Below are 24,945 nucleotides of genomic sequence, written 5' to 3'. Positions count from 1 at the left end.
TCCCGATACGGAGAGAAGCTCTCAGCATAGTCGGCTTTTATGACAGGAGACAAACAACGCGTGCGGCCCCCGCAGCAGGGGGCCGACGGTGGGGTTACAGCGACTGGTGGCGGGTTTCTTTCATCAGCAGCAGGGCGATCAGCGTCAGGGTGGCCATCGCCGCCAGGTACATGCCGACGTAGAACAGCCCGTAGCGGGTCGCCAGCCAGGTGGCGATATAAGGCGCCACCGACGCGCCGAGGATCGACGCCACGTTGTAGGAGAACGAAGCGCCGGTATAGCGCACCTCGGTCGGGAACAGCTCCGGCAGCAGCGCGCCCATCGGGCCGAAGGTCAGGCCCATGATGCTCAGGCCGCACAGCAGAAAGCCCATCACCAGCGCCTGATTGCCGGAGCCCAGCATGCTCGGGAACAGGAAGGCGAAGCCAATCATCAGCAGGGTAATGACAATCATGGTCTTGCGGCGGCCAAAGGCGTCCGCCAGCAGGCCGGCGATCGGCACCATCACGCCGAAACCGATCACCGCCACCATCAGCATCCACAGGAAGCTGTTGCGCGAGTAGCCCAGGCCCAGCGGCTGCGGCGTGGTGCCGTAGGTCATCGAATACACCGTCATCAGGTAGAACAGCGTGTAGGTCGCCAGCATGATGAAGGTGCCGAGGATGGTGGCCTTCAGGTGCTTGCTCAGCAGGGTGCCGAGCGGGATTTTCACCTGCTTGCCGGCCTTGGCGACCTTGGCGAACACCGGGGTCTCGTGCAGCGATACCCGCACGTACAGGCCGATCAACACCAAGGCGGCGGAGAGAATGAAGGGCACGCGCCAGCCCCATTCCATAAATTGCTGGTCGGTCAGCAGCCATGACAGCAGCAGGAAAGTGCCGTTGGCGAAGAAGAAGCCGATCGGCGCGCCGAGCTGCGGGAACGAGCCGTACAGCGCCCGCTTTTTGGCCGGCGCGTTTTCGGTCGCCAGCAAGGCCGCGCCGCCCCATTCGCCGCCCAACCCCAGCCCCTGACCAAAGCGCGCCAGCGCCAGCAGGATCGGCGCGAAGATGCCGATGGTTTCGTAGCTCGGCAGCAGGCCGATCAGTACGGTGGAGATCCCCATGGTCAGCAGCGAGGCGACCAGCGTCACCTTGCGCCCGACGCTGTCGCCGAAGTGGCCGAACAGCGCAGAGCCGATTGGCCGCGCGACGAAGGCGACCGCGAAGGTGGCCAGCGACTGCAGCGTGGCGGTGGTCGGATCGCCCTGCGGGAAGAAGATATGCGGGAAGACGATCACCGCCGCGGTGGCGTAGATATAGAAATCGAAAAACTCGATGGCGGTGCCGACCAGCGAGGCGACAATCACTTTTCCGCGTGAGTTTACCGGTGTTGACGCTTCGTCGGCGTCCAGAGTTGTTGCGATGGAGGCTTGCATAATGTTTCTTATATTTGGAATTTGTAAAAATCCATCTTAGACATAGCAAAATGCCTTTTCAATGCTGCAACTTTGTACAATGCGGTGATTAAGTGGTTAAAAAGATTAATGTTTTATCGGCGCTCAATCTTGCAGACGGAAACATTGGGAAATTGTCGATAAGCAGATGTAACGGCTGTAAAAACGGGAAAGAAAAGTTATTGGCTAGTTTGTTATGCTGGTTTTGCCGACCGGGCGGCGCTTGTTTTGGCGTTATATGCTGGTTTTTGGCCTTAATGCCAAAATAAAATGCCGGCCACGGCGATGTGGTCGGCATGATTGCGTTGCTTCAGGGCGCCGGCGGCGGCGGCTCCGGCAGGGTTTTATCCTCTTTGTACTGCGCGGTGGCGATCCAGGCGGCGCAAAATAGCGTCAGGCGGGCGAAGAAGTAGAAGAAGGCCATCAGCCCAATCACCGAACCGAAGGCGGCGCCCGAGGGCGATTTCGCCACCTGCGGCAAGGTCATGGTCATCACGAACTTGATCACTTCGAAGCCGATGGCGGCCAACAGCGTGCCGCGCAGCAGCGCTTTTTTCTTCGGCTTATGGCGCGGCAGCATCCAGAAGATCCACAAGAACAACAGGTAATTGGCGAAAATGGAGATCGACAGCGCAATCAGCGTCATCGCCGGCCGCAGCCACTCGATGCCGTCCAGCCCCAGCGCCTTGACGATCGCCGCCTGCGCCGAACCGGCGATAGAGGTCAGCGACAGCGTGACGATCAGCGCCACCACCAGGCCGGTCAGCGAGATAAAGTCGCGGGTGTACTTGAAGTAGATTTTCTCCTGGTCCTGCGGGTTGCGCTCCCAGACATCGCGCGACTGGGCGCGGATCGCTTCGCGCAGGTTGCCCATCCAGCTGATGCCCGAATACAGCGCCAGCGCCAGACCGGTCAGCCCAACGGTGGTGCGCTGCTGAATGGCGGTATTGACGGTGTTCTTCAGCGTGCCGGCGAGCGTCGGATCGCTGATGCTGCCGACCATCTTGTTGATCAGGCTGGCCAACAGATCGGGATTGGACGCCAGCACGAAGCCCACGGCGGCGAACGACACCATCAGAATGGGGATCAGCGACAGGAAGGAGAAGTAGGTGATGGCTGCGCCGAACTGGCTGCCCAGGCGATCGTTGAAACGTTCGGCGGCGCGCAGCAAATGCGCGATGCTCGGCCAGGCTTTGATGCGCTCCACCAGGCGTGAAAAACCGGAGATGCGGCGGTCGATCTTTTCATGGCCGGTTTTGATGGCGATAAGCGGCTTGGGCTGCTGTTCCTGCGGCGGCTGACGGCGTTCTTTATCTGGTCCTGTAGGCATTACTTCACGATTTCCTTAACGATAAATAGCATGTCTCGAATTTGATTATAGCCAAAACGCCCGGCGATTTGGCCGCCCGGCGCGGCAAAGGGGGCATTTCCGAGCTTAGCGCGTTAGCCTGCGGCATGAAACGCCGGGGGTGGCCGATAGGTAAAATTCTTATGCGAGCCCAGTCCCGGCGCGGTTTTTTTCACTCGTTACCCGCCAATTTTTATCTGTTTCATCGAAGAGAAAGCGTTTACTCATGATGTGGCGCGGCGGTTTATCGTCCGTCGCGCCGCCGCAGCCGTAGGGGCTGGAACGGTTTCACCGGTTATCAACAGAGAAATGGAAGGTCATATGAAATTACTTAATCACCCCACCTGTCGTCCGTTTACCGAAGCGGGCAACCTGACGCAGATCTCCGCCTATTACGAGGAGGAGCGGCACATCATGTGGATGCTGCTGCGCGCCGAGCCGCGTCCGTGCTTCAATCAGGCGCTGATTGAAGACATCATGACGCTGGCGCAGGCGGCGAAAGAGTCATCGCTGCAGTTCGACTTTTGGGTTACCGGTTCACTGGTGCCGAACATGTTCAACGTCGGCGGCGACCTGCAGTTCTTCGCCGAGGCGATCAAAAACCGCAAGCGTGAGGCGATGATGGCCTATGCTCGCGCCTGCATCGATTGCGTGCATGCGGCGGCGCGCGGTTTCGACACCGGCGCGGTGAGCATCGCGATGGTCGAAGGCAGCGCGCTGGGCGGCGGATTCGAAGCGGCGCTGGCGCACCATTTTGTGCTGGCGCAGAACAACGCGCGCATGGGCTTCCCGGAGATCGCCTTCAACCTGTTCCCCGGCATGGGCGGGTATTCGCTGGTGGCGCGCAAGGCCGGCATGCGGCTGGCGGAGGAGTTGATCTGGGGCGGCGAGTCGCACACCGCCGAATGGTTTGAAAGCCGCGGATTGGTGGATCAGCTGTTCCAGCCCGGCGACGCCTATGTGGCCACCCGCACCTTTATCGACACCATTCGGCCCAGGCTGAACGGCATGCGCGCCATGTTGCGCGCGCGCCAGCGGGTGTTGCAGCTGACGCGCTCCGAGCTGATGGATATCACCGAGGACTGGGTGCATTCCGCCTTCACCATCGAGGAAAAGGACCGCGCCTACATTGAACGGCTGGTGATGCTGCAGGACCGCCATACGCTCAACCTGCGGCGTGCCGGCTAACCTTGACTCGCCCGCATCACGCTGAGGGGGTGTGCGGGCGATATGACCGCAGCCAATGTTCCAGCTGCGCCGGGAGCATTGGCCGCGCAAACAGGAAGCCCTGTTTTTCATCCACGCCGACCTCGTCGAGGAAGCGGTTTTCGCTTTCGGTCTCCACGCCTTCGGCGATCACTCTGAATGCCAGCGCCTCCGCCGCCGCAACGATGGCGCGAACCAGCGATTGCGACACCGGGTTGGCGTCTACCCCGCGCACAAAGCTTTTATCCAGCTTGATGGCGTCCAGGGGAATGCGCGCCAGCTGGGCCAGCGATGAATAGCCGGTGCCAAAATCGTCAAGATGCACCTGAGCGCCCAACTCACGCAGCCGGGTGATCAACGCCCGCGCGCGCGCTTCGTCTTCAATCAGGCTGCTTTCGGTCAGCTCGAAGTCCAGCAGGCAGGGCGTCATCCGATGGTGATGCAACATGCCGATCAGCGCGTCGACGATGCCGTCGTCGGCCAACTGCCGGGCGGACAGATTGACCGCCACCCGCAGGTTCAGCCCCTGCCGCTGCCACTGCGCCGCTTGCCCGGCGGCGGTCTGCAGCACCCATTGCCCCAGCGGGCCGATCAGCCCGGACTCCTCGGCGTACGAGATGAACTGCAGCGGCGGGATCAGCCCGCGCTCCGGCGAATCCCAGCGCACCAGGGCCTCCACGCTGTGCACTTCGCCGCTGCGCGCGTCGATCTTCGGCTGGTAATAAACCACCAGCTGGTTCTGCTCCAGCCCTTTGCGCAGGTTGGTGTCCAGCCACATGTATTCGGCGACGCGCCTGTTCATTTCCGGCGAAAACACGGTATAGGTGCGCTTGCCCTGCTCTTTGGCCACGTACATGGCGGTATCGGCGCTGCGGATCAGGCTGTCGAGATCGTTGCCGTGCTCCGGGCACAGCGCGATGCCGATCGAGCAGCCGGTATAGACTTCGATCAGGCCGATGCGGAAGGGGGTTTTCAGCCGATCGATGATGCGCTGCGCCAGGGTTTGCAGCATTTCGCGGTTGGCCTGCTGCGCCAGCACCAGGAATTCGTCGCCGCCCAGCCGGGCCAGCACCTGGTCCGGGCTCAGGCAGCCGAGGATCGCCAGCGAGACCTCGACCAGCAGACGGTCGCCGAACATGTGGCCGTAGGCGTCGTTCACCTTCTTGAAATTGTCGAGATCGAGATACACCAGCCCGACGTTGTCGTCCTGGCGGTTGGCGATGGCCCGGGTGATTTTATCCTGGATGGCGTTGCGGTTGGGCAGGCCGGTAATGATATCGGTATTGGCCAGCACCCGCAGCCGCTCCTGCGCGCGCCGCTCTTCGGTGATGTCGGTGCCGGAGCAAATCAGGAACACCTCGTTTTTGCCGCTGCCGCTGTGGACGAACTTGTTGCGAAACAGGAACAGCCGCTCGCCTTTGACCGTTTTTATCCAGCGCTCCACCTCGTAGGAGGAGCCGTTGCGAAAGAAACCGGCGATGTTGCGCCTGGAGGCGGCGGCCTCTTCGGGGCTCATGAACAGCTGAAAGACGTTTTTGCCGATCACGTCATGCTCATGCAGCCCGGTATATTCCTCGCTCAGGCGATTGAAGCGTTGAATGCGGCCGTGCTGATCGACAATCACGATCACAGAGTTGGCTTCCGAGACCACCTGTTCGGCGAAGGACAGGCCGTGCACCAGGTCACGCGCTACCGACTGGGTATCGCTGAAGGCGGAGGCGGTGCCGGCCCATTCCAGCTTGTTGACGCGTCTTCCCACCAGATGCAGGTGTATCTGTTCGCCGGCCAGCGTAATGCTGAGGTCGAGGCTGGCGGTAACGCCGCTCAGCCGGCGGATTTTTGCCGCTTGCATGGCGCTGAGCGCCACCGCCAGGTGGGCTTTTCCTTTGACGGCGGACAGTTCCAGGGCGTTGCTGTCAAACGCCAACCGCCAGTAGGGGCTGTTGGTGCCGAAATGCGCGTTAAGAAGCATAGGGCCTTGGTCTGCGAACATGATTATTCCTCAAAAGAGCGCGGGCGGCCGGTCTGCGCGGTGAGCGTCGCGGCGGACTTATGGCCCGTTGGTGGCCGCAGTGTGCGTATCTCCATCATATAACACGTTTTTCACAGGCGGGCATGGGTGGTGAAACTATTATATAAGCAATAATTAGTTCTGCGTTGTACTCGCCGCTTGATCGCCGGCTGTCTTAAAGTGTAGAAACAGAAGCCATGGCCGTGCCAAATTATCGCCGACGGGCCTCACGCGGGAGCCGAAAAGCCGTTGACGAGCGGTTGCAATGCGCGAACGTAAATTATAGAGGCGACGGCGGTGAACCAAAATACCCTGATAGGGGGATATTACTTTCGTCAGGAAATCAAAATTTCCACTGAATAAGCGCCATCTCCATAATTTTCTCATAATTGGCGAATAAAGCCGTCGCGGGTTTTAAAAAGTTTACACTGCATCGCATTACTTTAAGTTTATCAGCCTATTATTATCTCCGACGAACGATGAGCCTGTTAATGTACAGCGCTCCCGATGAAGAATAATTTTTAAAGGAAATGATTATGCGTAAATTGACCGCTTTATTTGTCGCTTCTACTCTGGCTTTGGGTTCTGCTTCTATGGCCTTCGCCGCAGACACCACGGCGGCGCCGGACGCCGCGCCGATGAAGATGATGCATCATAAAGGTGAAGGCAAAGGCGGCCCGTTCGCCGGTCTGAACCTGACCGAACAACAGCGCCAGCAAATGCGCGACATCATGAAAGAGTCGCATCAGAAGCGCGGCCCGGGCATGAAAGAGGACCGCCAGGCGCTGCATAACCTGGTCGCTTCCGACAGCTTCGACGAAGCGAAAGCGAAAACGCAAATTGACGCCATCAGCAAAGCGCAGTCCGAACGCATGCTGGAACGCGCCAAGGCGGAAAATAAGATGTATAACCTGCTGACCCCTGAGCAGAAAAAACAATACAATGAGAATTATCAGAAACGCGAACAAAAAATGATGGACCACATGAATAAAATGAAATCGCAAATGGCGACTGAGCAATAATATATTCCAGTGGTAAAAAAGGGCCAGATGAATAATCTGGCCCTTTTGTTTTTTATTAACCGGATGCCGTTAAATAATCGCCCGCTCTGGCGCGCCGGCGATGTGCCGAAACTGCTCGACAATCGCCTGCGAGAAGCGCGGATCGTTAATATGATAGGGCGTTTTGACCAGCCGCCGTTGATGGGTGGGCTGCAGCGTGCGCTCCAGCGCCTGCACAAAGGCGGCCAATGCCTGCGGGTCCCAGAACGGTTGGCCAGGGGCATCCAGGGCGGAAACGCCGCCCCCCGGGATCACGAAGCGCACTTCGCCCGCGCAGGCATTCAGTTTTTCCCCGATCCAGCGCCCAAGCCGGGCGTTTTCCTGCGGCGTGGTGCGCACCAGGGTGACCTGCGGGTTATGGTGATGGCGCAGGCGCCCGGCATAACGCTGCGGCACGGTGGCCGGCGAGCCGAAATTGATCATGTCCAGCGCGCCGCAGGACAACACGCAGGGAATGCCGGTGCGGGCGATGGCACCGAAGCGGTCGCCGCTGCAGGGCAGCACGCCGCCAAACAGATAGTCGGCCACCTCGGTGGTGGTCAGATCGAGCACGGCATTCAATAAACGGCTGTCGATCAGTTTCTCCATCGCTCTGCCGCCGCTGCCGGTGGCGTGGAACACCAGGCAATCCCAATCGGGCTCGAGGGCGGCGACGATGGTTTTAACGCAGGGCGTGGTGAGGCCAAACATGGTCAGGGCCACGGCGGCTTTGCTGTCTGCATCGGCATCGCCGGCAAAGCGCACCGCGCCGGCAATCTGGCGCGCCGCATTGCCCAGCACCCGGCGGGATATGCGGTTCAATCCGGCGAGATCGGTCACGGAATACAGCATGGCGATATCGCTGGTGCCGACGTACGCCGACACATCGCCGGACGCCATGCTCGAGACCATCAGTTTGGGCAGGCCGACGGGCAGCTGCTGCATCGCCGGGGTGAGGATAGCCGTGCCGCCGGAGCCGCCCAGGCCAAGCACGGCGGCGATATCGTTGCGCGTTAGCATAAAGCGCTCAAAGGCGAGCGCCATGGCGGCGATCGCCTGGCCGCGATGGCGGCAAAATACCGCGGCGGCCCCGTCAGGGTGATGGCCGGCGATGTCTATTGCACTGATGTCGGTTGCAGAGTCTGCGCCGGGACGGCGGGTGGAAATATCAACGGTGACCGTGGGTAACCCGAGGGCGGCGATGGCCTGACGAACATACTCCAGCTCTTGTCCTTTGGTATCTGCTGTGGTAGCAATATAGACAAAATTTGAAGTATTAATCATTGTCTTTTCCTGGGTGTTTCTTATTTTTATGTATAAAATTATGATGTTACTTAATCATTGGGGGCCCTGGCGTTGGCCTATTAAGTTAGAATGATTAATGTATCTACATAATGAGACGGCAGTATCATTTTTGCAAGGCGCATTACGCCCATAATGAGATGCCGATCTCATTTTTGGGCTTTTTATGCTGCCGGCCTGAAGGCTATCGCATGTTGTGCCGGGGCGAAGCGTTGCGAAGAAGTATGAGGTTGCCGTGCCAATAACTGCCTTTCCCGAGAAGCCGGAGGAGTCTTTGACTTCGGCGCGGGCGAAAACCCACCGTCTGTTGCTGACCAGCGCCATGGCGCTGTATAACGAAGGCGCTTTTCCTTCCATTACCGAAGTGGCTGCGCATGCGCAGGTATCGCGCGCCACCGCTTACCGTTATTTCCCTACCCAGAGCGCGCTGATCGCCGCCGTGGTGGCGGAAAGCCTGGGGCCGATCCTGGAATGGCGGCCGCAGGATAATGACGCCTTGAAACGCATTCAGCAGCTGTTGGCCTTTGCGTACCCGCAGATGGAGCGGCATGAGGGCGCCCTGCGCGCCGCGCTGCAGCTGTCTTTGCAGCAGTGGGCCAATGCGACGCCGGGCGAGAAACTGGTGCGCGGCAATCGCAAGCGGCTGCTTAAACTGGCGGTCGAGCCGCTGCAGGATAAACTGCCGGCTGATGCGCTGCAGCGGGTGATTCATTCTTTCTCGCTGATTTACGGTTCGGAAGTGTTCCTGGTGTTGAAAGACATCTGGGGACTCGAACTTGACGGCATTCAGGAGGTGACGCAATGGATGGCCAAAGCCATTATTCGCCAGGCCGAAGAGGATGCGATGGACCGCAAAAAAACATCAGCAGGATAATCCATTTTTTGCCGAGTGCGGCGGTAAAACTCAGCATATTTCACTGAGTTAATATTGGCAAAAGTTATAATTAAAAGCGATAAAAAGAGCCTCGCAAGCAATTTGAAACCGGCCGCAGGTGGGGATCCTATGCGGCCTTTTTTGTCATTATTTCCATACTTATCATTTGATTAATTTATTTTATTACCGGGCGCGAAATGCCCCCTCCCTGAATGGCAAGCCATCGCCAACGCTTATCGGTTGCACCCCATTTTATCGACGTTGGTTCTCCTGCTGCCGCTCGTTGCCTATTTGACACATTAGGCGCACTTCAGATTGTTGTGCTTTATTTATTTGGTGTTACCAAACTGTTACACAAAAAAACCAATAAAACATTTGCAAACAACAATGGACGGTATCTGGGATGGGAAATACACGTAGAGGAGTCAAGCCTGCTCGGGCGGCTTTCGGCTGGCCTGAGATTGGGGTGCATCGCGCGCGCTGTAGCGCCATGTTGTTGTGTCTGACTACCATCGGCGGCGCACAGGCCGCAACCTATATAGAGAACGGTAAAGCCGGCGATCCGGCCAGCTGGCGCAGCGGCGAATTCAACGCCGAGTGGGGGCTGGGGGCGATCCATGCCGATCGGGCCTATGCCGCCGGTTATACCGGAAAAGGCGTAAAACTTGGCATTTTCGATCAGCCGGTTTATGCCAAACACCCCGAGTTCGTCGGCGATGGCAAAGTGATCAACCTGGTTACCGAAGGCACCCGCGAATATACCGATCCCTATATTCCGGTGAAAAAAGGCGATCATTTCATCTATGACGGCACGCCGAGCGTGGATTCCGACGGCACGCTCGGTTCCCACGGCACCCACGTAGGCGGCATCGCCGCCGGCAGCCGCGACGGTGGCGCCATGCACGGCGTGGCGTTCAACGCCCAGATCATCAGTGCCGAGAACGGCGATCCCGGCCCGGAAGACGGCATTATCCTCGGCAATGACGGCGCGGTGTATAAGGCCGGTTGGGATGCGCTGATCGCCAGCGGCGCGCGCATCATCAACAACAGCTGGGGTATCGGCATTACCGAGAAGTTCGCCAAGGGGGGGACGATCCGGCCTACCCGCACTTCACGGTGGACGACGCGCAAAAGCAGTTCGATCAGATCAAACTGATCCTCGGCACCAAGCCGGGCGGCGCCTATCAGGGCGCCATTGACGCCGCGCGCAGCGGCATCGTCACCATTTTCGCCGCCGGCAACGACGGCAACCTGAACAACCCGGACGCCATGGCCGGCCTGGCCTATTTCGTGCCGGATATCGCCCCGAACTGGCTGTCGGTCGCCAGCCTGGAGGATCCGAACAACACCGGCGACTACGGCATCAGTACCTTCTCCTCTCGCTGCGGCTACACCGCCAGCTTCTGCGTCGCCGCTCCGGGCACCAAGGTTTACAGTTCGGTGATCGAAGGCAACAGCACGGACAACCTGACCACCGGCTATGCCAAATACAGCGGCACCTCAATGGCGGCGCCGCACGTGGCCGGCAGCATTGCGGTGCTGATGGAGCGCTTCCCTTACCTGAACGGCGCGCAGGTAGCGGAAGTGTTGAAAACCACCGCCACCGACATGGGCGCGCCGGGCATCGACGCGCTGTACGGCTGGGGGATGATCAACCTGGGCAAGGCGATCAACGGCCCGGGTATGCTGGTTACCGAGCAGGATATTCCCGAAGAGTTTCGCGTCAGCGGCGCCTACGGCTCGGAACAGTTCGTGGTGGACCTGCCGGGTATCGGCGCGGTGCTGGATAAGGGCCAACCGACCGAGCGCGTCTGTGACGACATTCACTGCGGGCTGGACGTCTGGAGCAACGATATCTCCGGCCACGGCGGCCTGACCAAACAGGGCATCGGCACCCTGGTGCTGACCGGCGCCAACACCTATACCGGCCCGACCCAGGTCAACGCCGGCCTGCTGGCGGTCAACGGCTCGCTGGCGTCGGACGCCAGCGTGCAGGGCAGCGGCATCCTCGGCGGTGCCGGCAGCGTCGGCTCGCTGGCGGTGCATCGCGGCGGCACGGTGGCGCCGGGCAACTCGATCGGCACCCTCAGCGTGGCCAACGACCTCAGCTTCGACGCCGGTTCGCGCTACGCGGTGGAGGTGGGGCCGAACGGCCGGAGCGATCGGATCGTCAGCGGCGGATCGGCGACGATCGGCGGCGGCGAGGTGGCGGTATCGCTGGAGAACAGCGGCAACCTGCTGTCGCAAAGCGAGGCGCGCAGCCTGCTGGGCCAGGAATACAACATCCTGAGCGCCCGGCGGGGGATCAGCGGGCGCTTTGACGCGGTGGCGCCGAACTACCTGTTCCTCGGCACCGGCCTGAGCTACCGGCCGAACCAGGTGACGCTGAGCGTCGGGCGCAACGACACCGCCTTCGCCGACGTGGCGCAGACGCAGAACGAGCGCGCGGTGGCGGCGGCGGCGGATGCGCTGGCGGCGGGCAACCCGGTGTACGAGAGCATTTTGACCAGCGGCACGGCGGGTGAGGCGCGGCAGGCGTTCCGGCAGCTGTCGGGGCAGATCCATGCGGACATCGCCTCGGCGCTGGTGAACGACAGCCGCTACCTGCGCGAGGCGCTGAACGGGCGGCTGCGTCAGGCGGCAGGGCTGGCGGCGTCGCCGGAGATCAAGGCGGACGAGGGCGGCGCCTGGGCGCAGTTGCTGGGGGCCTGGGATCATGCGTCGGGGGACGCCAACGCCACGGGGTATCAGGCGTCGACCTACGGGGTGCTGCTGGGGCTGGACTCGGCGCTGGCGGACGACTGGCGGCTGGGGGTGGCGACCGGTTACACCCGCACCTCGCTGGACGGCGGCTACGGCGCGAACGGCGACAGCGACAACTACCACCTGGCGACGTACGGCGGCAAGCAGTGGGGGGCGCTGGCGCTGCGGGGCGGGGCCAGCTACAGCTGGCATCGCATCGACACCGCGCGGTCGGTGAACTACGGCCAGCAGTCAGATCGTGAGACGGCGAAGTACAGCGCGCGCACCGAGCAGGCGTTCGTGGAGGCGGGCTACGGGGTGAAAACCGCCTGGGTGGACCTGGAGCCGTTCGCCAATCTGGCGTACGTCAACTTCAAGAACAACGGCATCGCGGAAGACGGCGGAGCGGCGGCGCTGCAGGGCGACAAGCAGCACACCGACGCGACGGTGTCGACGCTGGGGCTGCGGGCGGACACCCAGTGGCAGGCGGGCAAAACCACCCGGGTGGCGCTGCGCGGCGAGCTGGGCTGGCAGCATCAGTACGGCGAGCTGGAGCGGGGCACCGGGCTGCGCTTCAGCGGGGGCAACGCACCGTTCGTGGTGAACAGCGTGCCGGTATCGCGCGACGGGATGGTGCTGAAGGCCGGCGCGGAGGTGGCGGTGAACGACAACGCCACGCTGTCGCTGGGCTACGGCGGGTTGCTGTCGCAGAACCATCAGGACAACAGCGTCAACGCCGGTTTCACCTGGCGCTTCTGATAGCAACAAACCAACGGATAAACCGTCTGGGGCGGTTTTACTAAAACAATAAGGGTAAGGGAATGAGAAGACTTGCAGGCAAGAATAAACCGGTGTCGGCGCCGTCATGGAAACTGAACGCCCTGCTGTGCGGGCTGCTGGCGGCCGGCCTCGCGCAGGCTGCGCCGCATGAGCCGGGCGGCAAGGCGGGCGATCCGGCCAGCTGGCGCAGCGATGAGTTCAACGCCAACTGGGGGCTGGGCGCGATCCACGCCGACGAGGCTTATGCCGCCGGCTATACCGGCAAAGGGCAGAAGGTGGGGATCCTGGATACCCCGGTCAACCGTCATCCGGAATTCGCCGGTGACGGCAAGCTGATCAACGTCGTCACCGAGGGCTATCGCGCCTATACCGATCCGCACCGGCCGGGAATCAACGCCGGCGATCGCTTCTACTTCGACGGCACTTTCCACTTCTACAACGGGGCAACGCTGAGCAACCACGGGGTGCACGTGGCCGGGATCAGCGCCGCCAACCGCGACGGCGTCGGCATGCACGGCGTGGCCTTCGACTCGCAGGTGATCAGCGTCGACAACGACAACGACGGCCCGGCCTACGGCGAATTCCTCGGTCTGGACGGCGCCGTCACCAACGCCGGCTGGCAGGCGATGATCAACAACGGCGTACGGGTGATCAACAACAGCTGGGGCGTCAGCATTCCCGACATCCTGTCCGACGGCGGGCGGGATCCGGATGCGCTGCACTTTGAGCTGAAGGATGCGCAGGAACAGTTCGATCAGGTCAAGCCGCTGTTGGGAAGCCTGGCGGGCGCCGGGTATCAGGGAGCGATCGATGCGGCGCGCAAGAATATTCTGGTGCTGTTCGCCGCCGGCAACGACGGCAACTATAACCAACCGGATGTGATCAGCGGCCTGGCCTATTTCGTGCCGGATATCGCGCCGAACTGGCTGTCGGTGGCCAGCGTGGCGCAGGACGAGGCGTCGACCAACCGCGTGCCTTACAGCATCAGCGCTTTCTCTTCCCGCTGCGGCTATACCGCCAGCTTTTGCGTTTCGTCGCCGGGCAGCAAAATCTACAGTACGGTGGCCAACGGCTCGGATCCCGCACAGCTGGTGTCGGACTACGGCAACAAGAACGGCACCTCGATGGCCACCCCGCACGTGGCCGGTGCGGTCGCGGTGTTGCTGCAACGCTTCCCGTACATGACTTCGGCGCAGATTGCCGACGTGCTGAAAACCACCGCCACCGACATGGGCGCGCCGGGCATCGACGCGCTGTACGGCTGGGGGATGATCAACCTGGGCAAGGCGATCAACGGCCCGGGCATGTTTTATACCGTCGAGGATATTCCTGAAGAGTTCCGCATCCCGGATCCCGCCGGCGTGGCCTATGGCCCCTCGCAGTTTGTCGCCAATATTCCGGGATTGGGCGCCGAGGTGGATGCGGGCACGCCGCACGCCAGGAAGTGCGACGATATTCATTGCGCGCTGGAGGTCTATGCCAACGACATTTCCGGCCACGGCGGCCTGACCAAACAGGGCATCGGCACCCTGGTGCTGACCGGCGCCAACACCTATACCGGCCCGACCCAGGTCAACGCCGGCCTGCTGGCGGTCAACGGCTCGCTGGCGTCGGACGTCAGCGTGCAGGGCAGCGGCATCCTCGGCGGTGCCGGCAGCGTCGGCTCGCTGGCGGTGCATCGCGGCGGCACGGTGGCGCCGGGCAACTCGATCGGCACCCTCAGCGTGGCCAACGACCTCAGCTTCGACGCCGGTTCGCGCTACGCGGTGGAGGTGGGGCCGAACGGCCGGAGCGATCGGATCGTCAGCGGCGGATCGGCGACGATCGGCGGCGGCGAGGTGGCGGTATCGCTGGAGAACAGCGGCAACCTGCTGTCGCAAAGCGAGGCGCGCAGCCTGCTGGGCCAGGAATACAACATCCTGAGCGCCCGGCGGGGGATCAGCGGGCGCTTTGACGCGGTGGCGCCGAACTACCTGTTCCTCGGCACCGGCCTGAGCTACCGGCCGAACCAGGTGACGCTGAGCGTCGGGCGCAACGACACCGCCTTCGCCGACGTGGCGCAGACGCAGAACGAGCGCGCGGTGGCGGCGGCGGCGGATGCGCTGGCGGCGGGCAACCCGGTGTACGAGAGCATTTTGACCAGCGGCACGGCGGGTGAGGCGCGGCAGGCGTTCCGGCAGCTGTCGGGGCAGATCCATGCGGACATCGCCTCGGCGCTGGTGAACGACAGCCGCTACCTGCGCGAGGCGCTGAACGGGCGGCTGCGTCAGGCGGCAGGGCTGGCGGCGTCGCCGGAGATCAAGGCGGACGAGGGCGGCGCCTGGGCGCAGTTGCTGGGGGCCTGGGATCATGCGTCGGGGGACGCCAACGCCACGGGGTATCAGGCGTCGACCTACGGGGTGCTGCTGGGGCTGGACTCGGCGCTGGCGGACGACTGGCGGCTGGGGGTGGCGACCGGTTACACCCGCACCTCGCTGGACGGCGGCTACGGCGCGAACGGCGACAGCGACAACTACCACCTGGCGACGTACGGCGGCAAGCAGTGGGGGGCGCTGGCGCTGCGGGGCGGGGCCAGCTACAGCTGGCATCGCATCGACACCGCGCGGTCGGTGAACTACGGCCAGCAGTCAGATCGTGAGACGGCGAAGTACAGCGCGCGCACCGAGCAGGCGTTCGTGGAGGCGGGCTACGGGGTGAAAACCGCCTGGGTGGACCTGGAGCCGTTCGCCAATCTGGCGTACGTCAACTTCAAGAACAACGGCATCGCGGAAGACGGCGGAGCGGCGGCGCTGCAGGGCGACAAGCAGCACACCGACGCGACGGTGTCGACGCTGGGGCTGCGGGCGGACACCCAGTGGCAGGCGGGCAAAACCACCCGGGTGGCGCTGCGCGGCGAGCTGGGCTGGCAGCATCAGTACGGCGAGCTGGAGCGGGGCACCGGGCTGCGCTTCAGCGGGGGCAACGCACCGTTCGTGGTGAACAGCGTGCCGGTATCGCGCGACGGGATGGTGCTGAAGGCCGGCGCGGAGGTGGCGGTGAACGACAACGCCACGCTGTCGCTGGGCTACGGCGGGTTGCTGTCGCAGAACCATCAGGACAACAGCGTCAACGCCGGTTTCACCTGGCGCTTCTAAGCTTTTCTTGATTATCTTGTTCCACGGAGCCGGCATGCCGGCTCCGTTTTTATTTGTCGCGGTGACGTTCCGCCGAGGAGAACGTATGATGGCGCCGGAAATTGACGGCGATAACGACAATAAAAAACCGGGATCCTTGCGGAACCCGGCTCAAAAGTGGGTAAAACAGATTGGTGCTAAAGGCTCAAATCCAGTATTGCTTGCCGGCTGATCTGATGCATACATCCTTTCAGCAGCCACAATCGGAATGAGTTTTCCCTGGTGTTATTATGGTTATTATCAAAAAACGATCTGGTATTATTTTTTATAGTGTATTGCTGTATGTCTCTTTTGATACCATGTTTGACTATAGAACATGGTATGTCAAGCAACGTTTTTAGCGCATAATTGCATGAGATGCTAGTTTTAGAAGGTGCTTCTTCATCATAAATAATCAAAACGACTGATAAATCAGCAAAAAAAATCGAAGGAACAAATGGATAACAATCATCAAAAATTCGATTCACAGTCGATTGCAAACCGGGTCAGGGAGCTATTTTTACATTACGGGATTGGCAAGCGTCAGCATGCCAAAGAGCTCAGCCGCATTTTGGATCTGAGTTTTTCGCATGCGCACCGCAAACTGAAAGGGCAAAGCCCATGGACGCTGGAGCAGATCAACAGCGTCGCCGCCGCGTTGGGAGAAACGCCGGCGGCGATCGCCGATATGGATGCCGAACATGACGCGCCGGAGCAAACTATGGCACAGGATGCCATCTTTGTGGTCGGCGGCGTGGACATTCCCTGCGTCGGGCACATCGGCGACGAGCTGACGGCCGGGCGGTTATCGGAGTTTGTCGCGCTGCGGGTGGAACAACAATGGCGTATCTACCGCACCGACGATGCGCCGGCGGGCAAGCGCCACAGCGTCGAACTGATCGAAATCCGTCCCGGCAGCCAAGAAGACGAGCGGTTAAGCATTGCGGTGCTGGATGATTCGCATCAGGCGGCCGACGAGCTGGCGAAATATCTGGTCAGCCGCGGGTTCAACGCGGTGGCGTTCTATGACGTTAGCCGTTTTTGTCAGGCATTGCAGCAAAGCCTGTTCGACGGTTACGTGGTCGACTGGCTGATCGGCGAGGAAACGGCGGATAAGTGCATCGAGGTGATCCGCGCCTCCGATAACCCGGATGCGCCGGTGCTGGTGTTGACCGGTGAGCTGGGCACCGACCGGCGCGAATCCGAGATAGCCAAGGCGATGCGCGAGTACGACGTGCTCGGCCCTTATGAAAAGCCGGTGCGGCTTCACGTGATAGAAGCCGCCCTGCAGCGTTGTTTTAATCTGTAGAAGGGAATACCTCGGCCAGCGCGCCTGACAGCGCATCCAGCCGCACGGGTTTCATCAGGTAATTGTCGAACAGCGCCCGCTGTTCGGCGGAGAGCTGCTCCGGGGTATAGGCGCTGATGCCGATAATCGGCACGTGGCGGTTGGGCCCCCGGCGGTTGCGCAGCTGTTTGGCCAGCGCGGCGCCGTCGATGCCCGGCATCTGCAAATCCAGCAGCAGCGCATCGTAAGGCCGGCGCAGCAGCTTCTGCAGCGCGCGCTCCGGCGAATCGCACAGTTCATGCTGATAACCGAGCTTGTCCAGCAGCGCCGCAAAGGCATCCCCCACCGACTTGTTGTCGTCCACCACCAGCACATGCTGCGGTTTTTGCTGCGGGTTGTGGTGCGGCGCAGCCTGGTCGCCGGCCTGCGGGTCTTCGCTGACCTGCACCGGAATGCTGACGATAAAGGTGCTGCCCTTTTTAACTTCGCTGTAGACCGTGATGGTGCCGTTAAGCAGCGTCACCAGGCCATGCACGATCGCCAGCCCCATGCCGACGCCGGCATACTGCTTGGTATGCGACTGATCCAGCTGGGTAAAGGGTTTGAAGATCTGGTCGAGCATGTCTTTTTCGATGCCGATACCGGTGTCGGTCACTTCGATAATCAGCGAGCTGCCGCCGGGTTGACGCCGCAGGCAGCTGTGCAGGGTAATGCTGCCGCTCTCGGTATATTTGTAGGCGTTGGTCAGCAGGTTGACGATAATCTGCCGGATACGCAGCGGATCGGAATACACCTGCAGATGGCTGCATTCCACTTCGCAGCTCAGCTTGACCTGTTCTTTGCGCGTCAGCGTGGCGATTTCGTTGGCGGTTTCCCCGATCAGCTTCTGCGCGTCAAACGGCACGATGCGCAATTCCATCATGCCGCTGTCCAGGTGCGCGTAGTCGGTCAAATCCTTCATCTGGCTTTCGATCTGCTGCGCGGCGGTCTCCAGCCGCTGGAAGGTGTCCGCATGCTCCGCCGACACCCGGGTGTTCACCAGCACGTCGATGGCGGACATGATGCTTTGCAGCGAAGTGCGCAGCTCGTGGCCGATGGCGCCGAGGAAGGCGTTTTTGGTGCGGGTGGCCTTCTCCGCGGCGATCGCCTTGGCCTGCTGGCGAATGGTCAGCCGCTGCTGGCGGAAGACGATCAGGGTGATGGCGATCAACGCTATCACCGAAAACATCACGATCACCAGGCCATAGAAAATGATGTGCCGCTTCTCGATATAGTCTTCATAGGCGGCGGTGCGCTGCTTCACTTCGGCATGGTCGGTCAGGTTGGCCATTTCGATGGCGTAAGGCTTGATTTGCCGCATGGCTTGGGAAATCAGGCCAAAGTCGATTTGCGGGCTGTCCAGCAGCCGGTCAATTTTGTCCATTTGCTCGCGCATGTGCTTGACCACCTCCGGGTAACCCGGCTGGGCGTACAGCGGCTGGGTAGATTCGGAGACGGTTTCCAACACGTAAAAACGCGAATAGAGAATTTCAAACTTGAGACGCAGGTCTTCGCCGTTCACCCGCGGCGCGTTTCTCTGCTGTTCGACCAGCGTCTCGAACTCGGCCAGCTTGATGGAGAACTTGGCGATCGACCAGGAGTAGTTTTCCTGCGTGCCGGCGATGGCGTACAGCCCTTTCTTCGACAGGGTGGCGCTGTAGTAATACAGCGTCACCGTCGAGGCGACCAGGAACAGCGCGGCGAAGATGGCCGGGATCGCCAGCCTGCCGCCGCTTTTAAAACTTGTCAGCTTCATTTGATCACTATCCTGTCGACCTGCCAGATAAAGCGCGAGTTGTATAACGGCGAGTTCAACTCAGGCCCTGCGGCGTCCCTTGGGTAAACTAAAAATAACGGGCCGAAGTTTCTGATCTTCAGCATTTCCCCGTCCATTTTGTAGGCCAGAATCATGTTGTATTTTTCAACGTCGGACAGCGGCACGTCGATGTAATAGTCATTCAGCGCATAGAAGGTCAGCGTGCTGCCCCTGGCGCCGACGCGGGCCAAAATATCCGCCACCGCGATGCCTTCAAACTTGCGCTGCGGGGTCCAGGAGGTGGACGTGGTGATGCTGCGCACCGGCATGGCCAGTAACTGTTTATCGGTAAACAGATAGCTTTTTTTTGTCGGGTCGGTCACGTTGTCGATCTTTCCCGCCACTTCCAGCGTGAAGCTGAACGCGCTGGCCTGGGCGATAACCAGGGCCATGCAGGCTAACGTGATGTTTTTAAAAAGCGTGAACAGCATCAATATTCTCCAGAGGCGCGGATGCACTTATCGGTTCCGCTAATTTATCAGGCAAAATAATGGCAGAAAATGCCGGTTTATGTCGAAGGGAATGCTAAAGAGCACGAAAAGAATAGGCCAGCGGCGCATCCCGGCCCGGCGGCGCGGTTAAGCTTAATATAACGGGCGACGGCATCATGCGGCAGATTTTAAATGAGAGTGAGGGGGGGAAATAAGCCCGATGCGGGCATACAGCTTGATTACCAATGAATATCTCTATGCCGATGAGGGTGGCTCAGGGGGAAATAATCTGGTTGGGTGAATAGGACGCTCATTTTGCCTTGCCGAATTCAGTAGAAACGTTTTAGTTATCGTTGCAGGAAAGAAAAACCAGCGATGCGGGCGCTATCGGTTTGTATTCGCCTGATTATGGGCGTGGTGAAGAAAAAAAAGCCCTATAAACATAGGGCAAAGACACACAACAACACCAGGGAAACTTTAGGGTATCTTATATTATAGGTTTCTAATCATATATACCGTTTTGTTATATCTATATCCTCACTCATTCAGTTGTTTAAATCTGCTTTACTTTCAACGGGTTGTTTTTTCTGCCGGCGACGGCAGGCCCGAGCAACCCGCGGGTTAATTTTGGCGGTAACTTTTAGTTACATTGCCATGATGCAAATATGCATCGTAATGATGAGCTTTTATGCATTCAAAAGAGGGCACTGATCGTTTATTGTCCAGCGGTCGCCGATCGCAGCGTTATTGAATTTAAGCCGATACCAGGGCTTTTACGGCACCAGGGAATACCGATATTAGGGCGATGTTTTGCCCGCGATAAAATGGTTTGCGACGATTTAACGCGGCGGTTTTTTTTAGCCTGCGATTTACCGCATCGATGATAAAAACGCTTATTTTTAGCCGGCGGCGGCGATGGCTGAGCGAATTGACGGGCGTGGGCGCTTGCTGTTGCCGGCCGTTTTTTATCGGCGAAAGGCAATATTTTAACGCCCTCCTCAACGATAAAACCCGGGCGCCTAGGATTTTTGTCATGCGCAAAAATGCGGCGGCGGCCGGAGATAAAAAAAGCCAGACGCAAAGGCGTCTGGCTTGCGATGCTGCCGAGCGCGACGGCGCCGAGGATCAGCGCATGGTGACGAACTCTTCCGCGGCGGTCGGGTGGATCGCCACGGTGTTGTCGAAGTCCTGCTTGGTGGCGCCCATCTTCACGGCGACGGCGAAGCCCTGCAGGATTTCGTCCATGCCGAAGCCGATGCCGTGCAGGCCGACGATTTTCTCTTCCTTGCCCGCGCACACCAGCTTCATGCGGCACGGCTGGCGGTGCTGGGTCACGGCGCTGTACATGGCGGTGAAGGAGGATTTGTACACCTTCACGTTGTCGGCGCCGAATTTCTCGATGGCCTGCGGTTCGGTCAGGCCGATGGTGCCGATCGGCGGGTGGCTGAACACCACGGTGGCGATATTGCTGTAGTCCAGGTGCTCTTCCGGCTTGTTGTTGAACAGGCGCTCGGACAGACGACGGCCGGCGGCGACCGCCACCGGGGTCAGTTCAACCGCGCCGGTGTTGTCGCCCACCGCGTAGATGCCCTTGACGCTGGTGTTCTGGAACTTATCGACGTCGATATAGCCTTGCTCGTTGGTTTTCACCCCGGTGACGCTCAGGTTCAGGTTGTCGGTCGCCGGTTCGCGGCCGATGGCCCAGATCAGGCTGTCGACGGTGAATTCCTTGCCGTTTTCCAGCTGCAGCCGCAGGCTGCCGTCGGCGTTCTTCACGATCGCTTTCGGCACCGATTCGGTGTGCAGGCTTGGCCCTTCGGTGTTCATGACCTCCACCAGGGTTTCGACGATCATCGGGTCGAAGGTGCGCAGCGGCGCGTGCTTGCGCACGAACAGGTGAGTTTCCGCGCCCAGCGCGTTCAGCACCCCGGCGATCTCCACGGCGATGTAGCCGGCGCCCACCACGGCGACGCGTTTCGGCATTTCGTCCAGCTCAAAGAAGCCGTCGGAGTCGATGCCGTATTCCGCGCCCGGAATGTCCGGATGGCTCGGGCGGCCGCCGGTGGCGATCAGAATATGGTCGGCGGTGATTTTCTCGCCGTTCACTTCCACGGTGTGGGCGTCGACAAAGCGCGCGAAGCCTTTGATCACGTCGACTTTGTTTTTGCCCAGCACGTTATCGTAGGAGTTATGGATGCGGTCGATATACGCGGTGCGGTTGGCGACCAGCTTTTTCCAGTCGAAGGCATTGACGGTGGTGTCGAAACCGTAGTCCGGGCCGTACTGGTGGATGGCTTCGGCGATCTGCGCCGCGTGCCACATGACTTTTTTCGGTACACAACCCACGTTGACGCAGGTGCCGCCCAGTTCCTTGGCTTCAATCAGCGCACATTTCTGGCCGTACATGGCTGCCCGGTTGATCGATGCGATACCGCCGCTGCCGCCGCCAATTGCTAGATAATCGTAATGTTTCGTCATCTGGGATTTCCATGAGTTGTGAGATTCGAAGAGGGTAAGAGTTTAACGCCTGATGTGGGTTTGTCGCAAAGGTTGCGTCGATGGCTGCAATAGGCGGGGTAAAGGCGCGGCGTGCCGCGCCCCGGATGGCTTATTCCGGTACGACCCAGTTCACCAGATGGTGGCCGTTGCCGGACGGCACCAGCGTTTTGTGCAGCCACGGCAGCACGTTGTTCATCTGCTGCTCCAGCTTCCACGGCGGGTTAATCACGATCATGCCGGAGGCGGTCATGCCGCGCTGATCGCTGTCGGGTTTCACCGCCAGTTCGATCTGCAGAATACGGCGGATGCCGGTGGCTTCCAGCTCTTTCAGCATGCGTTTGATCTGCTGGCGCATCACCACCGGGTACCACAGCGCATAGGTGCCGGTAGCGAAGCGCTTGTAGCCTTCCTGAATGCCCTTGACCACGTCCTGATAGTCGGTCTTCATTTCGTACGGCGGGTCCATCAGGATCAGCCCGCGGCGCGAGGCCGGCGGCAGCTGGGATTTCAACTGCTGGTAACCGTCGGCGCGCTGCACCTTGGCGCGTTCGTCCTTTTGAAACTCGCCGCGCAGCAGCGGGAAATCGCTCGGGTGCAGCTCGGTCAGGTGAATTTTGTCCTGCGGGCGCAGCAGCTGGCGCGCGATCAGCGGCGAACCCGGGTAGTAGCGCAGGGTGCCGGAGCGGTTGAAGTTGTGCACCACGCTCATGTAGGCCGCCAGCTCTTCCGGCAGATCGTCGCGTTGCCACAGCAGGCCGATGCCTTCCAGATATTCGCCGGTGCGTTCGGCGTGCTCGCCGCTCAGCTGATAGCGCCCCGCGCCCGAGTGGGTGTCCAGATACAGGAAGGGTTTTTCTTTTTCTTTCAGCGACTCGATGATCAGGCTTTGAACGCTGTGCTTGAGCACGTCGGCGTGGTTGCCGGCGTGAAAACTGTGGCGATAACTTAACATGGCTGGTGGCAGTTCCTTGCGCTCCGCAGGCGGAGCTTTCAATAAGGCATATAATCTGCACAGTATAAACTGTCTGGCCGGGAAAAACCGGACTGCGTTGCAACGGCTTATGCTAGAGCGGTCACCAGCTGTTCGCGTAGCCAACTATGGGCCGGGGCCAGGTGAAAACGCTATGGTGCCAAATGGGGCGATTACGCCAGCTTGGCTTTGATTCGCTGCCGGAAAATGTCGAGAAATTCTTTTACTGGCGAAACATCCGACTCTGAAGGATATCGTTCAGCGAAGGCCACATCCAAATCTGCTGCATGGGCTATCTGAAAATTATTCATTTCTTCAAGCAAACCCCATAACAAATTTTCCGATGCTCCCTGAAGGTAATAATCAATCATCCCTTCCAGCTCTGTTGAGCCACTTATTAGGTCAGCATCCTGATTGAAATAGCCACCCATTAAATTATCTAGTAGCGGGTATTCTTGCATCATGTCTCCTAGGGTATCGGGTAGGCCGTGAGGATGTAGTAAGGTTTGCCGTTGAACATGCTGTATTCAATCACCACTTTCAAGTTGGCGGTCTTTACTCTCTCGGTAGAACCTCGCTGTATATAGTACCCCACGTTTTGAGTGGCCCTGTGCGTTATGACCAAATTGCGCGAAGGGTATTTCGCCCAATTTTTTATCAATGCTCTGTGGGAGCGCATTGCGCTCGATACAGAACTTTCGGCCGTAGCCAAATTTGTGAACGAACTGACAGAACGCGGAGGAAGGCGCCCAAACTTTGTCTCTTCCAGTCGTTTCAACAGGGCTTCTTTGGGTAATCCAACATGCCGGGCAAGCGTATGCCCACCAGGCTTGATGCCCGTCATGGATTCGTGTTCAATCAGTTTAACCCGTCCCATACGAACAGAGGCGACACGGGCGGCCCCCAACGCACCTGCAATTACCAGCGGCACGGCAATATCAACGGTGAGGCCTACATGATAGGCAGTATCCTCATCAGCCCCCAGCGTTTGAGCTAATGAAATAGCGGATTTGTATGTATCGGTGGTGGATGGTTGACCGGTAACGATCTGGTTTGATGCGGCCTTTATGTTATCCAGGCTGTGGGTGCCGACCACGACACACCCGGCTTTCGTTAGGAATGTCGGATCTGGGGCGTAACACAAGGCACCCGCACCAATTAGTTCGATAACGCCGCCAGCCAAATTTAGTCCCCCATACAGACGATTACTCAAGGTTTCGCCTTCGGTCACGCTTTTGTCCGACATCACAGCCGCTAGCTGTACGGGAGAGAGAACAACCCTCATTCCTTCGTTCGTTGTCATACCAACTCAAATCCTTTGGTTGATGCAATATTGCGCATAAATAATGCAGATAGGCGTTGATGATAAACGGGATAGGCGCGAGAAAATTCCGGTTTTGATGGATATAATCGAGGCCGCCCATTCCGGTAGGCATGCGATTGAACCACGACGATCAAAAAGGAGGCGACATGAGCTGCATTTTTTGCGACATGGTGGCGGGCAAGGTGCCGTGCCATAAAATCTGGGAAGACGACGCCCATATGGCGTTCCTTTCCATCTACCCCAATACCGACGGCTTCAGCGTGGTGATCCCCAAGGCGCACTACCCGAGCTACGCCTTTGAACTGCCGGACGCGGCGCTGAGCGCGCTGATGCTGGCGACCAAGCGGGTGGCGCAGCGGCTCGATCGGGCCTTCGACGACGTCGGCCGCTGCGGCATGGTGTTTGAAGGCTTCGGCGTCGATCACGTGCATGCCAAACTGATCCCGATGCACGGCACCGCCGCGTTGGAACAGTGGCGGCCGATCGAGTCGGCCTCGGCGAAGTTTTTCGATCGCTACGAGGGCTATTTGTCCTCCCACGACGCCGCGCGCGCCGATGACGCGCATCTGGCGGCGCTGGCCGAGCAGATCCGCCGATGCGCCGTTTAAGGCACTATCTATCAACGCCGGGCATTGATTTTCCCCTGTTCTGGCTCCATGTTAGATATTCATACGCATTTTAAGGCCTG

19 protein-coding genes and 1 pseudogene are annotated in these 24,945 nt (G+C 59.8%); 8 read left to right on the top strand and 12 right to left on the bottom strand.

Annotated elements, in window-relative coordinates:
* Window positions 1-94: 94 nt before the first annotated feature.
* From D7I37_RS06200 to yhjD, 3 genes are all read right to left on the bottom strand, one after another.
* Window positions 95-1,417, bottom strand: a complete 1,323-nt coding sequence (locus D7I37_RS06200; RefSeq protein WP_129543460.1) for an MFS transporter — start codon at window positions 1,415-1,417, stop codon at window positions 95-97.
* 88 nt (window positions 1,418-1,505) lie between these two features.
* The gene (locus D7I37_RS06195) at window positions 1,506-1,733 is read right to left on the bottom strand and encodes a hypothetical protein (RefSeq protein ID WP_129543459.1); all 228 of its coding nucleotides are present in this window, start codon (window positions 1,731-1,733) and stop codon (window positions 1,506-1,508) included.
* A gap of 12 nt (window positions 1,734-1,745) precedes the next feature.
* Window positions 1,746-2,765 (bottom strand): inner membrane protein YhjD, encoded by a 1,020-nt coding sequence (yhjD, locus tag D7I37_RS06190; RefSeq protein WP_129543458.1) that lies wholly within the window; start codon window positions 2,763-2,765, stop codon window positions 1,746-1,748.
* Window positions 2,766-3,104: 339 nt separating this feature from the next.
* On the opposite strand from yhjD, the gene D7I37_RS06185 reads away from it, so the two are divergent.
* Complete coding sequence (locus tag D7I37_RS06185; RefSeq protein WP_061800297.1) at window positions 3,105-3,971, top strand: crotonase/enoyl-CoA hydratase family protein; 867 nt, start codon at window positions 3,105-3,107, stop codon at window positions 3,969-3,971.
* 16 nt (window positions 3,972-3,987) lie between these two features.
* Here the strand turns inward: D7I37_RS06185 and pdeR are convergent, their stop codons facing one another.
* Window positions 3,988-5,982, bottom strand: a complete 1,995-nt coding sequence (gene pdeR / locus D7I37_RS06180) for a cyclic di-GMP phosphodiesterase (RefSeq protein WP_061800296.1) — start codon at window positions 5,980-5,982, stop codon at window positions 3,988-3,990.
* 554 nt (window positions 5,983-6,536) lie between these two features.
* Between pdeR and spy the strand changes: the two genes are divergently transcribed.
* Entirely contained in the window at window positions 6,537-7,022 is a 486-nt protein-coding gene (spy, locus tag D7I37_RS06175; RefSeq protein WP_061800340.1) for an ATP-independent periplasmic protein-refolding chaperone Spy, read from the top strand.
* A 69-nt stretch (window positions 7,023-7,091) separates the two neighbouring features.
* Here the strand turns inward: spy and D7I37_RS06170 are convergent, their stop codons facing one another.
* The gene (locus D7I37_RS06170) at window positions 7,092-8,324 is read right to left on the bottom strand and encodes a Tm-1-like ATP-binding domain-containing protein (RefSeq protein WP_061800295.1); all 1,233 of its coding nucleotides are present in this window, start codon (window positions 8,322-8,324) and stop codon (window positions 7,092-7,094) included.
* A gap of 253 nt (window positions 8,325-8,577) precedes the next feature.
* Between D7I37_RS06170 and D7I37_RS06165 the strand changes: the two genes are divergently transcribed.
* The 5 genes and pseudogenes from D7I37_RS06165 (at window position 8,578) to D7I37_RS06150 (ending at window position 17,199) form a co-directional block, all read left to right on the top strand.
* Complete coding sequence (locus D7I37_RS06165; RefSeq protein ID WP_061800293.1) at window positions 8,578-9,216, top strand: TetR/AcrR family transcriptional regulator; 639 nt, start codon at window positions 8,578-8,580, stop codon at window positions 9,214-9,216.
* A 490-nt stretch (window positions 9,217-9,706) separates the two neighbouring features.
* Window positions 9,707-12,717 (top strand): annotated as a pseudogene (locus tag D7I37_RS06160) (autotransporter outer membrane beta-barrel domain-containing protein).
* 62 nt (window positions 12,718-12,779) lie between these two features.
* Complete coding sequence (locus tag D7I37_RS06155; RefSeq protein ID WP_129543457.1) at window positions 12,780-15,872, top strand: autotransporter outer membrane beta-barrel domain-containing protein; 3,093 nt, start codon at window positions 12,780-12,782, stop codon at window positions 15,870-15,872.
* 34 nt (window positions 15,873-15,906) lie between these two features.
* The gene (locus D7I37_RS26970; protein ID WP_157079258.1) at window positions 15,907-16,083 is read left to right on the top strand and encodes a hypothetical protein; all 177 of its coding nucleotides are present in this window, start codon (window positions 15,907-15,909) and stop codon (window positions 16,081-16,083) included.
* Between the two features lie 264 nt (window positions 16,084-16,347).
* Window positions 16,348-17,199, top strand: coding sequence for a helix-turn-helix domain-containing protein (locus tag D7I37_RS06150; protein ID WP_061799593.1), 852 nt, complete (start codon window positions 16,348-16,350; stop codon window positions 17,197-17,199).
* On the opposite strand, the gene D7I37_RS06145 is transcribed toward D7I37_RS06150, so the two are convergent.
* From D7I37_RS06145 to D7I37_RS06115, 7 genes are all read right to left on the bottom strand, one after another.
* Window positions 17,189-18,973 carry an ATP-binding protein gene (locus D7I37_RS06145; protein WP_061799592.1) on the bottom strand — a complete coding sequence of 595 codons (1,785 nt, stop codon included), beginning with the start codon at window positions 18,971-18,973 and terminating at the stop codon, window positions 17,189-17,191. The two genes, D7I37_RS06150 and D7I37_RS06145, sit on opposite strands and share 11 nt — an antisense overlap.
* Window positions 18,970-19,464 (bottom strand): molybdopterin-dependent oxidoreductase, encoded by a 495-nt coding sequence (locus D7I37_RS06140; RefSeq protein ID WP_061799591.1) that lies wholly within the window; start codon window positions 19,462-19,464, stop codon window positions 18,970-18,972. The genes D7I37_RS06145 and D7I37_RS06140 overlap by 4 nt, the downstream gene beginning before the upstream one ends.
* A 715-nt stretch (window positions 19,465-20,179) precedes the next feature.
* Window positions 20,180-20,545, bottom strand: a complete 366-nt coding sequence (locus tag D7I37_RS06135; RefSeq protein WP_129543456.1) for a hypothetical protein — start codon at window positions 20,543-20,545, stop codon at window positions 20,180-20,182.
* A 44-nt stretch (window positions 20,546-20,589) separates the two neighbouring features.
* Window positions 20,590-21,942 carry a glutathione-disulfide reductase gene (gene gorA / locus D7I37_RS06130; RefSeq protein ID WP_061799590.1) on the bottom strand — a complete coding sequence of 451 codons (1,353 nt, stop codon included), beginning with the start codon at window positions 21,940-21,942 and terminating at the stop codon, window positions 20,590-20,592.
* A gap of 130 nt (window positions 21,943-22,072) precedes the next feature.
* Complete coding sequence (locus D7I37_RS06125) at window positions 22,073-22,915, bottom strand: 23S rRNA (adenine(2030)-N(6))-methyltransferase RlmJ (RefSeq protein ID WP_061799588.1); 843 nt, start codon at window positions 22,913-22,915, stop codon at window positions 22,073-22,075.
* A gap of 191 nt (window positions 22,916-23,106) precedes the next feature.
* Window positions 23,107-23,397: a contact-dependent growth inhibition system immunity protein gene (locus D7I37_RS06120; protein WP_129543455.1), complete on the bottom strand. Its 291-nt coding sequence runs from the start codon at window positions 23,395-23,397 to the stop codon at window positions 23,107-23,109.
* A 5-nt stretch (window positions 23,398-23,402) separates the two neighbouring features.
* On the bottom strand, window positions 23,403-24,236 hold the full coding sequence (locus tag D7I37_RS06115) for an RNase A-like domain-containing protein (RefSeq protein ID WP_129543454.1): 834 nt from the start codon (window positions 24,234-24,236) through the stop codon (window positions 23,403-23,405).
* A 167-nt stretch (window positions 24,237-24,403) separates the two neighbouring features.
* Here D7I37_RS06115 and D7I37_RS06110 point away from each other — a divergent pair, with 167 nt between their 5' ends.
* Window positions 24,404-24,865, top strand: coding sequence for an HIT family protein (locus D7I37_RS06110; RefSeq protein ID WP_061799586.1), 462 nt, complete (start codon window positions 24,404-24,406; stop codon window positions 24,863-24,865).
* Window positions 24,866-24,945: the final 80 nt, after the last annotated feature.

Source organism: Serratia sp. 1D1416, from assembly GCF_003641105.1.
GTDB lineage: Bacteria > Pseudomonadota > Gammaproteobacteria > Enterobacterales > Enterobacteriaceae > Serratia > Serratia ficaria.
This window is presented reverse-complemented; position numbering and strand designations above follow the sequence as displayed.

Coding starts and splice junctions, on each gene's coding strand:
- D7I37_RS06200 (WP_129543460.1), bottom strand. CDS start 1,417: ATGCAAGCCTCCATCGCAACAACTCTGGACGCCGACGAAGCGTCAACA.
- D7I37_RS06195 (WP_129543459.1), bottom strand. CDS start 1,733: ATGCCGACCACATCGCCGTGGCCGGCATTTTATTTTGGCATTAAGGCC.
- yhjD (WP_129543458.1), bottom strand. CDS start 2,765: ATGCCTACAGGACCAGATAAAGAACGCCGTCAGCCGCCGCAGGAACAG.
- D7I37_RS06185 (WP_061800297.1), top strand. CDS start 3,105: ATGAAATTACTTAATCACCCCACCTGTCGTCCGTTTACCGAAGCGGGC.
- pdeR (WP_061800296.1), bottom strand. CDS start 5,982: ATGTTCGCAGACCAAGGCCCTATGCTTCTTAACGCGCATTTCGGCACC.
- spy (WP_061800340.1), top strand. CDS start 6,537: ATGCGTAAATTGACCGCTTTATTTGTCGCTTCTACTCTGGCTTTGGGT.
- D7I37_RS06170 (WP_061800295.1), bottom strand. CDS start 8,324: ATGATTAATACTTCAAATTTTGTCTATATTGCTACCACAGCAGATACC.
- D7I37_RS06155 (WP_129543457.1), top strand. CDS start 12,780: ATGAGAAGACTTGCAGGCAAGAATAAACCGGTGTCGGCGCCGTCATGG.
- D7I37_RS26970 (WP_157079258.1), top strand. CDS start 15,907: ATGCCGGCTCCGTTTTTATTTGTCGCGGTGACGTTCCGCCGAGGAGAA.
- D7I37_RS06150 (WP_061799593.1), top strand. CDS start 16,348: ATGGATAACAATCATCAAAAATTCGATTCACAGTCGATTGCAAACCGG.
- D7I37_RS06145 (WP_061799592.1), bottom strand. CDS start 18,973: ATGAAGCTGACAAGTTTTAAAAGCGGCGGCAGGCTGGCGATCCCGGCC.
- D7I37_RS06140 (WP_061799591.1), bottom strand. CDS start 19,464: ATGCTGTTCACGCTTTTTAAAAACATCACGTTAGCCTGCATGGCCCTG.
- gorA (WP_061799590.1), bottom strand. CDS start 21,942: ATGACGAAACATTACGATTATCTAGCAATTGGCGGCGGCAGCGGCGGT.
- D7I37_RS06125 (WP_061799588.1), bottom strand. CDS start 22,915: ATGTTAAGTTATCGCCACAGTTTTCACGCCGGCAACCACGCCGACGTG.
- D7I37_RS06120 (WP_129543455.1), bottom strand. CDS start 23,397: ATGATGCAAGAATACCCGCTACTAGATAATTTAATGGGTGGCTATTTC.
- D7I37_RS06115 (WP_129543454.1), bottom strand. CDS start 24,236: ATGACAACGAACGAAGGAATGAGGGTTGTTCTCTCTCCCGTACAGCTA.
- D7I37_RS06110 (WP_061799586.1), top strand. CDS start 24,404: ATGAGCTGCATTTTTTGCGACATGGTGGCGGGCAAGGTGCCGTGCCAT.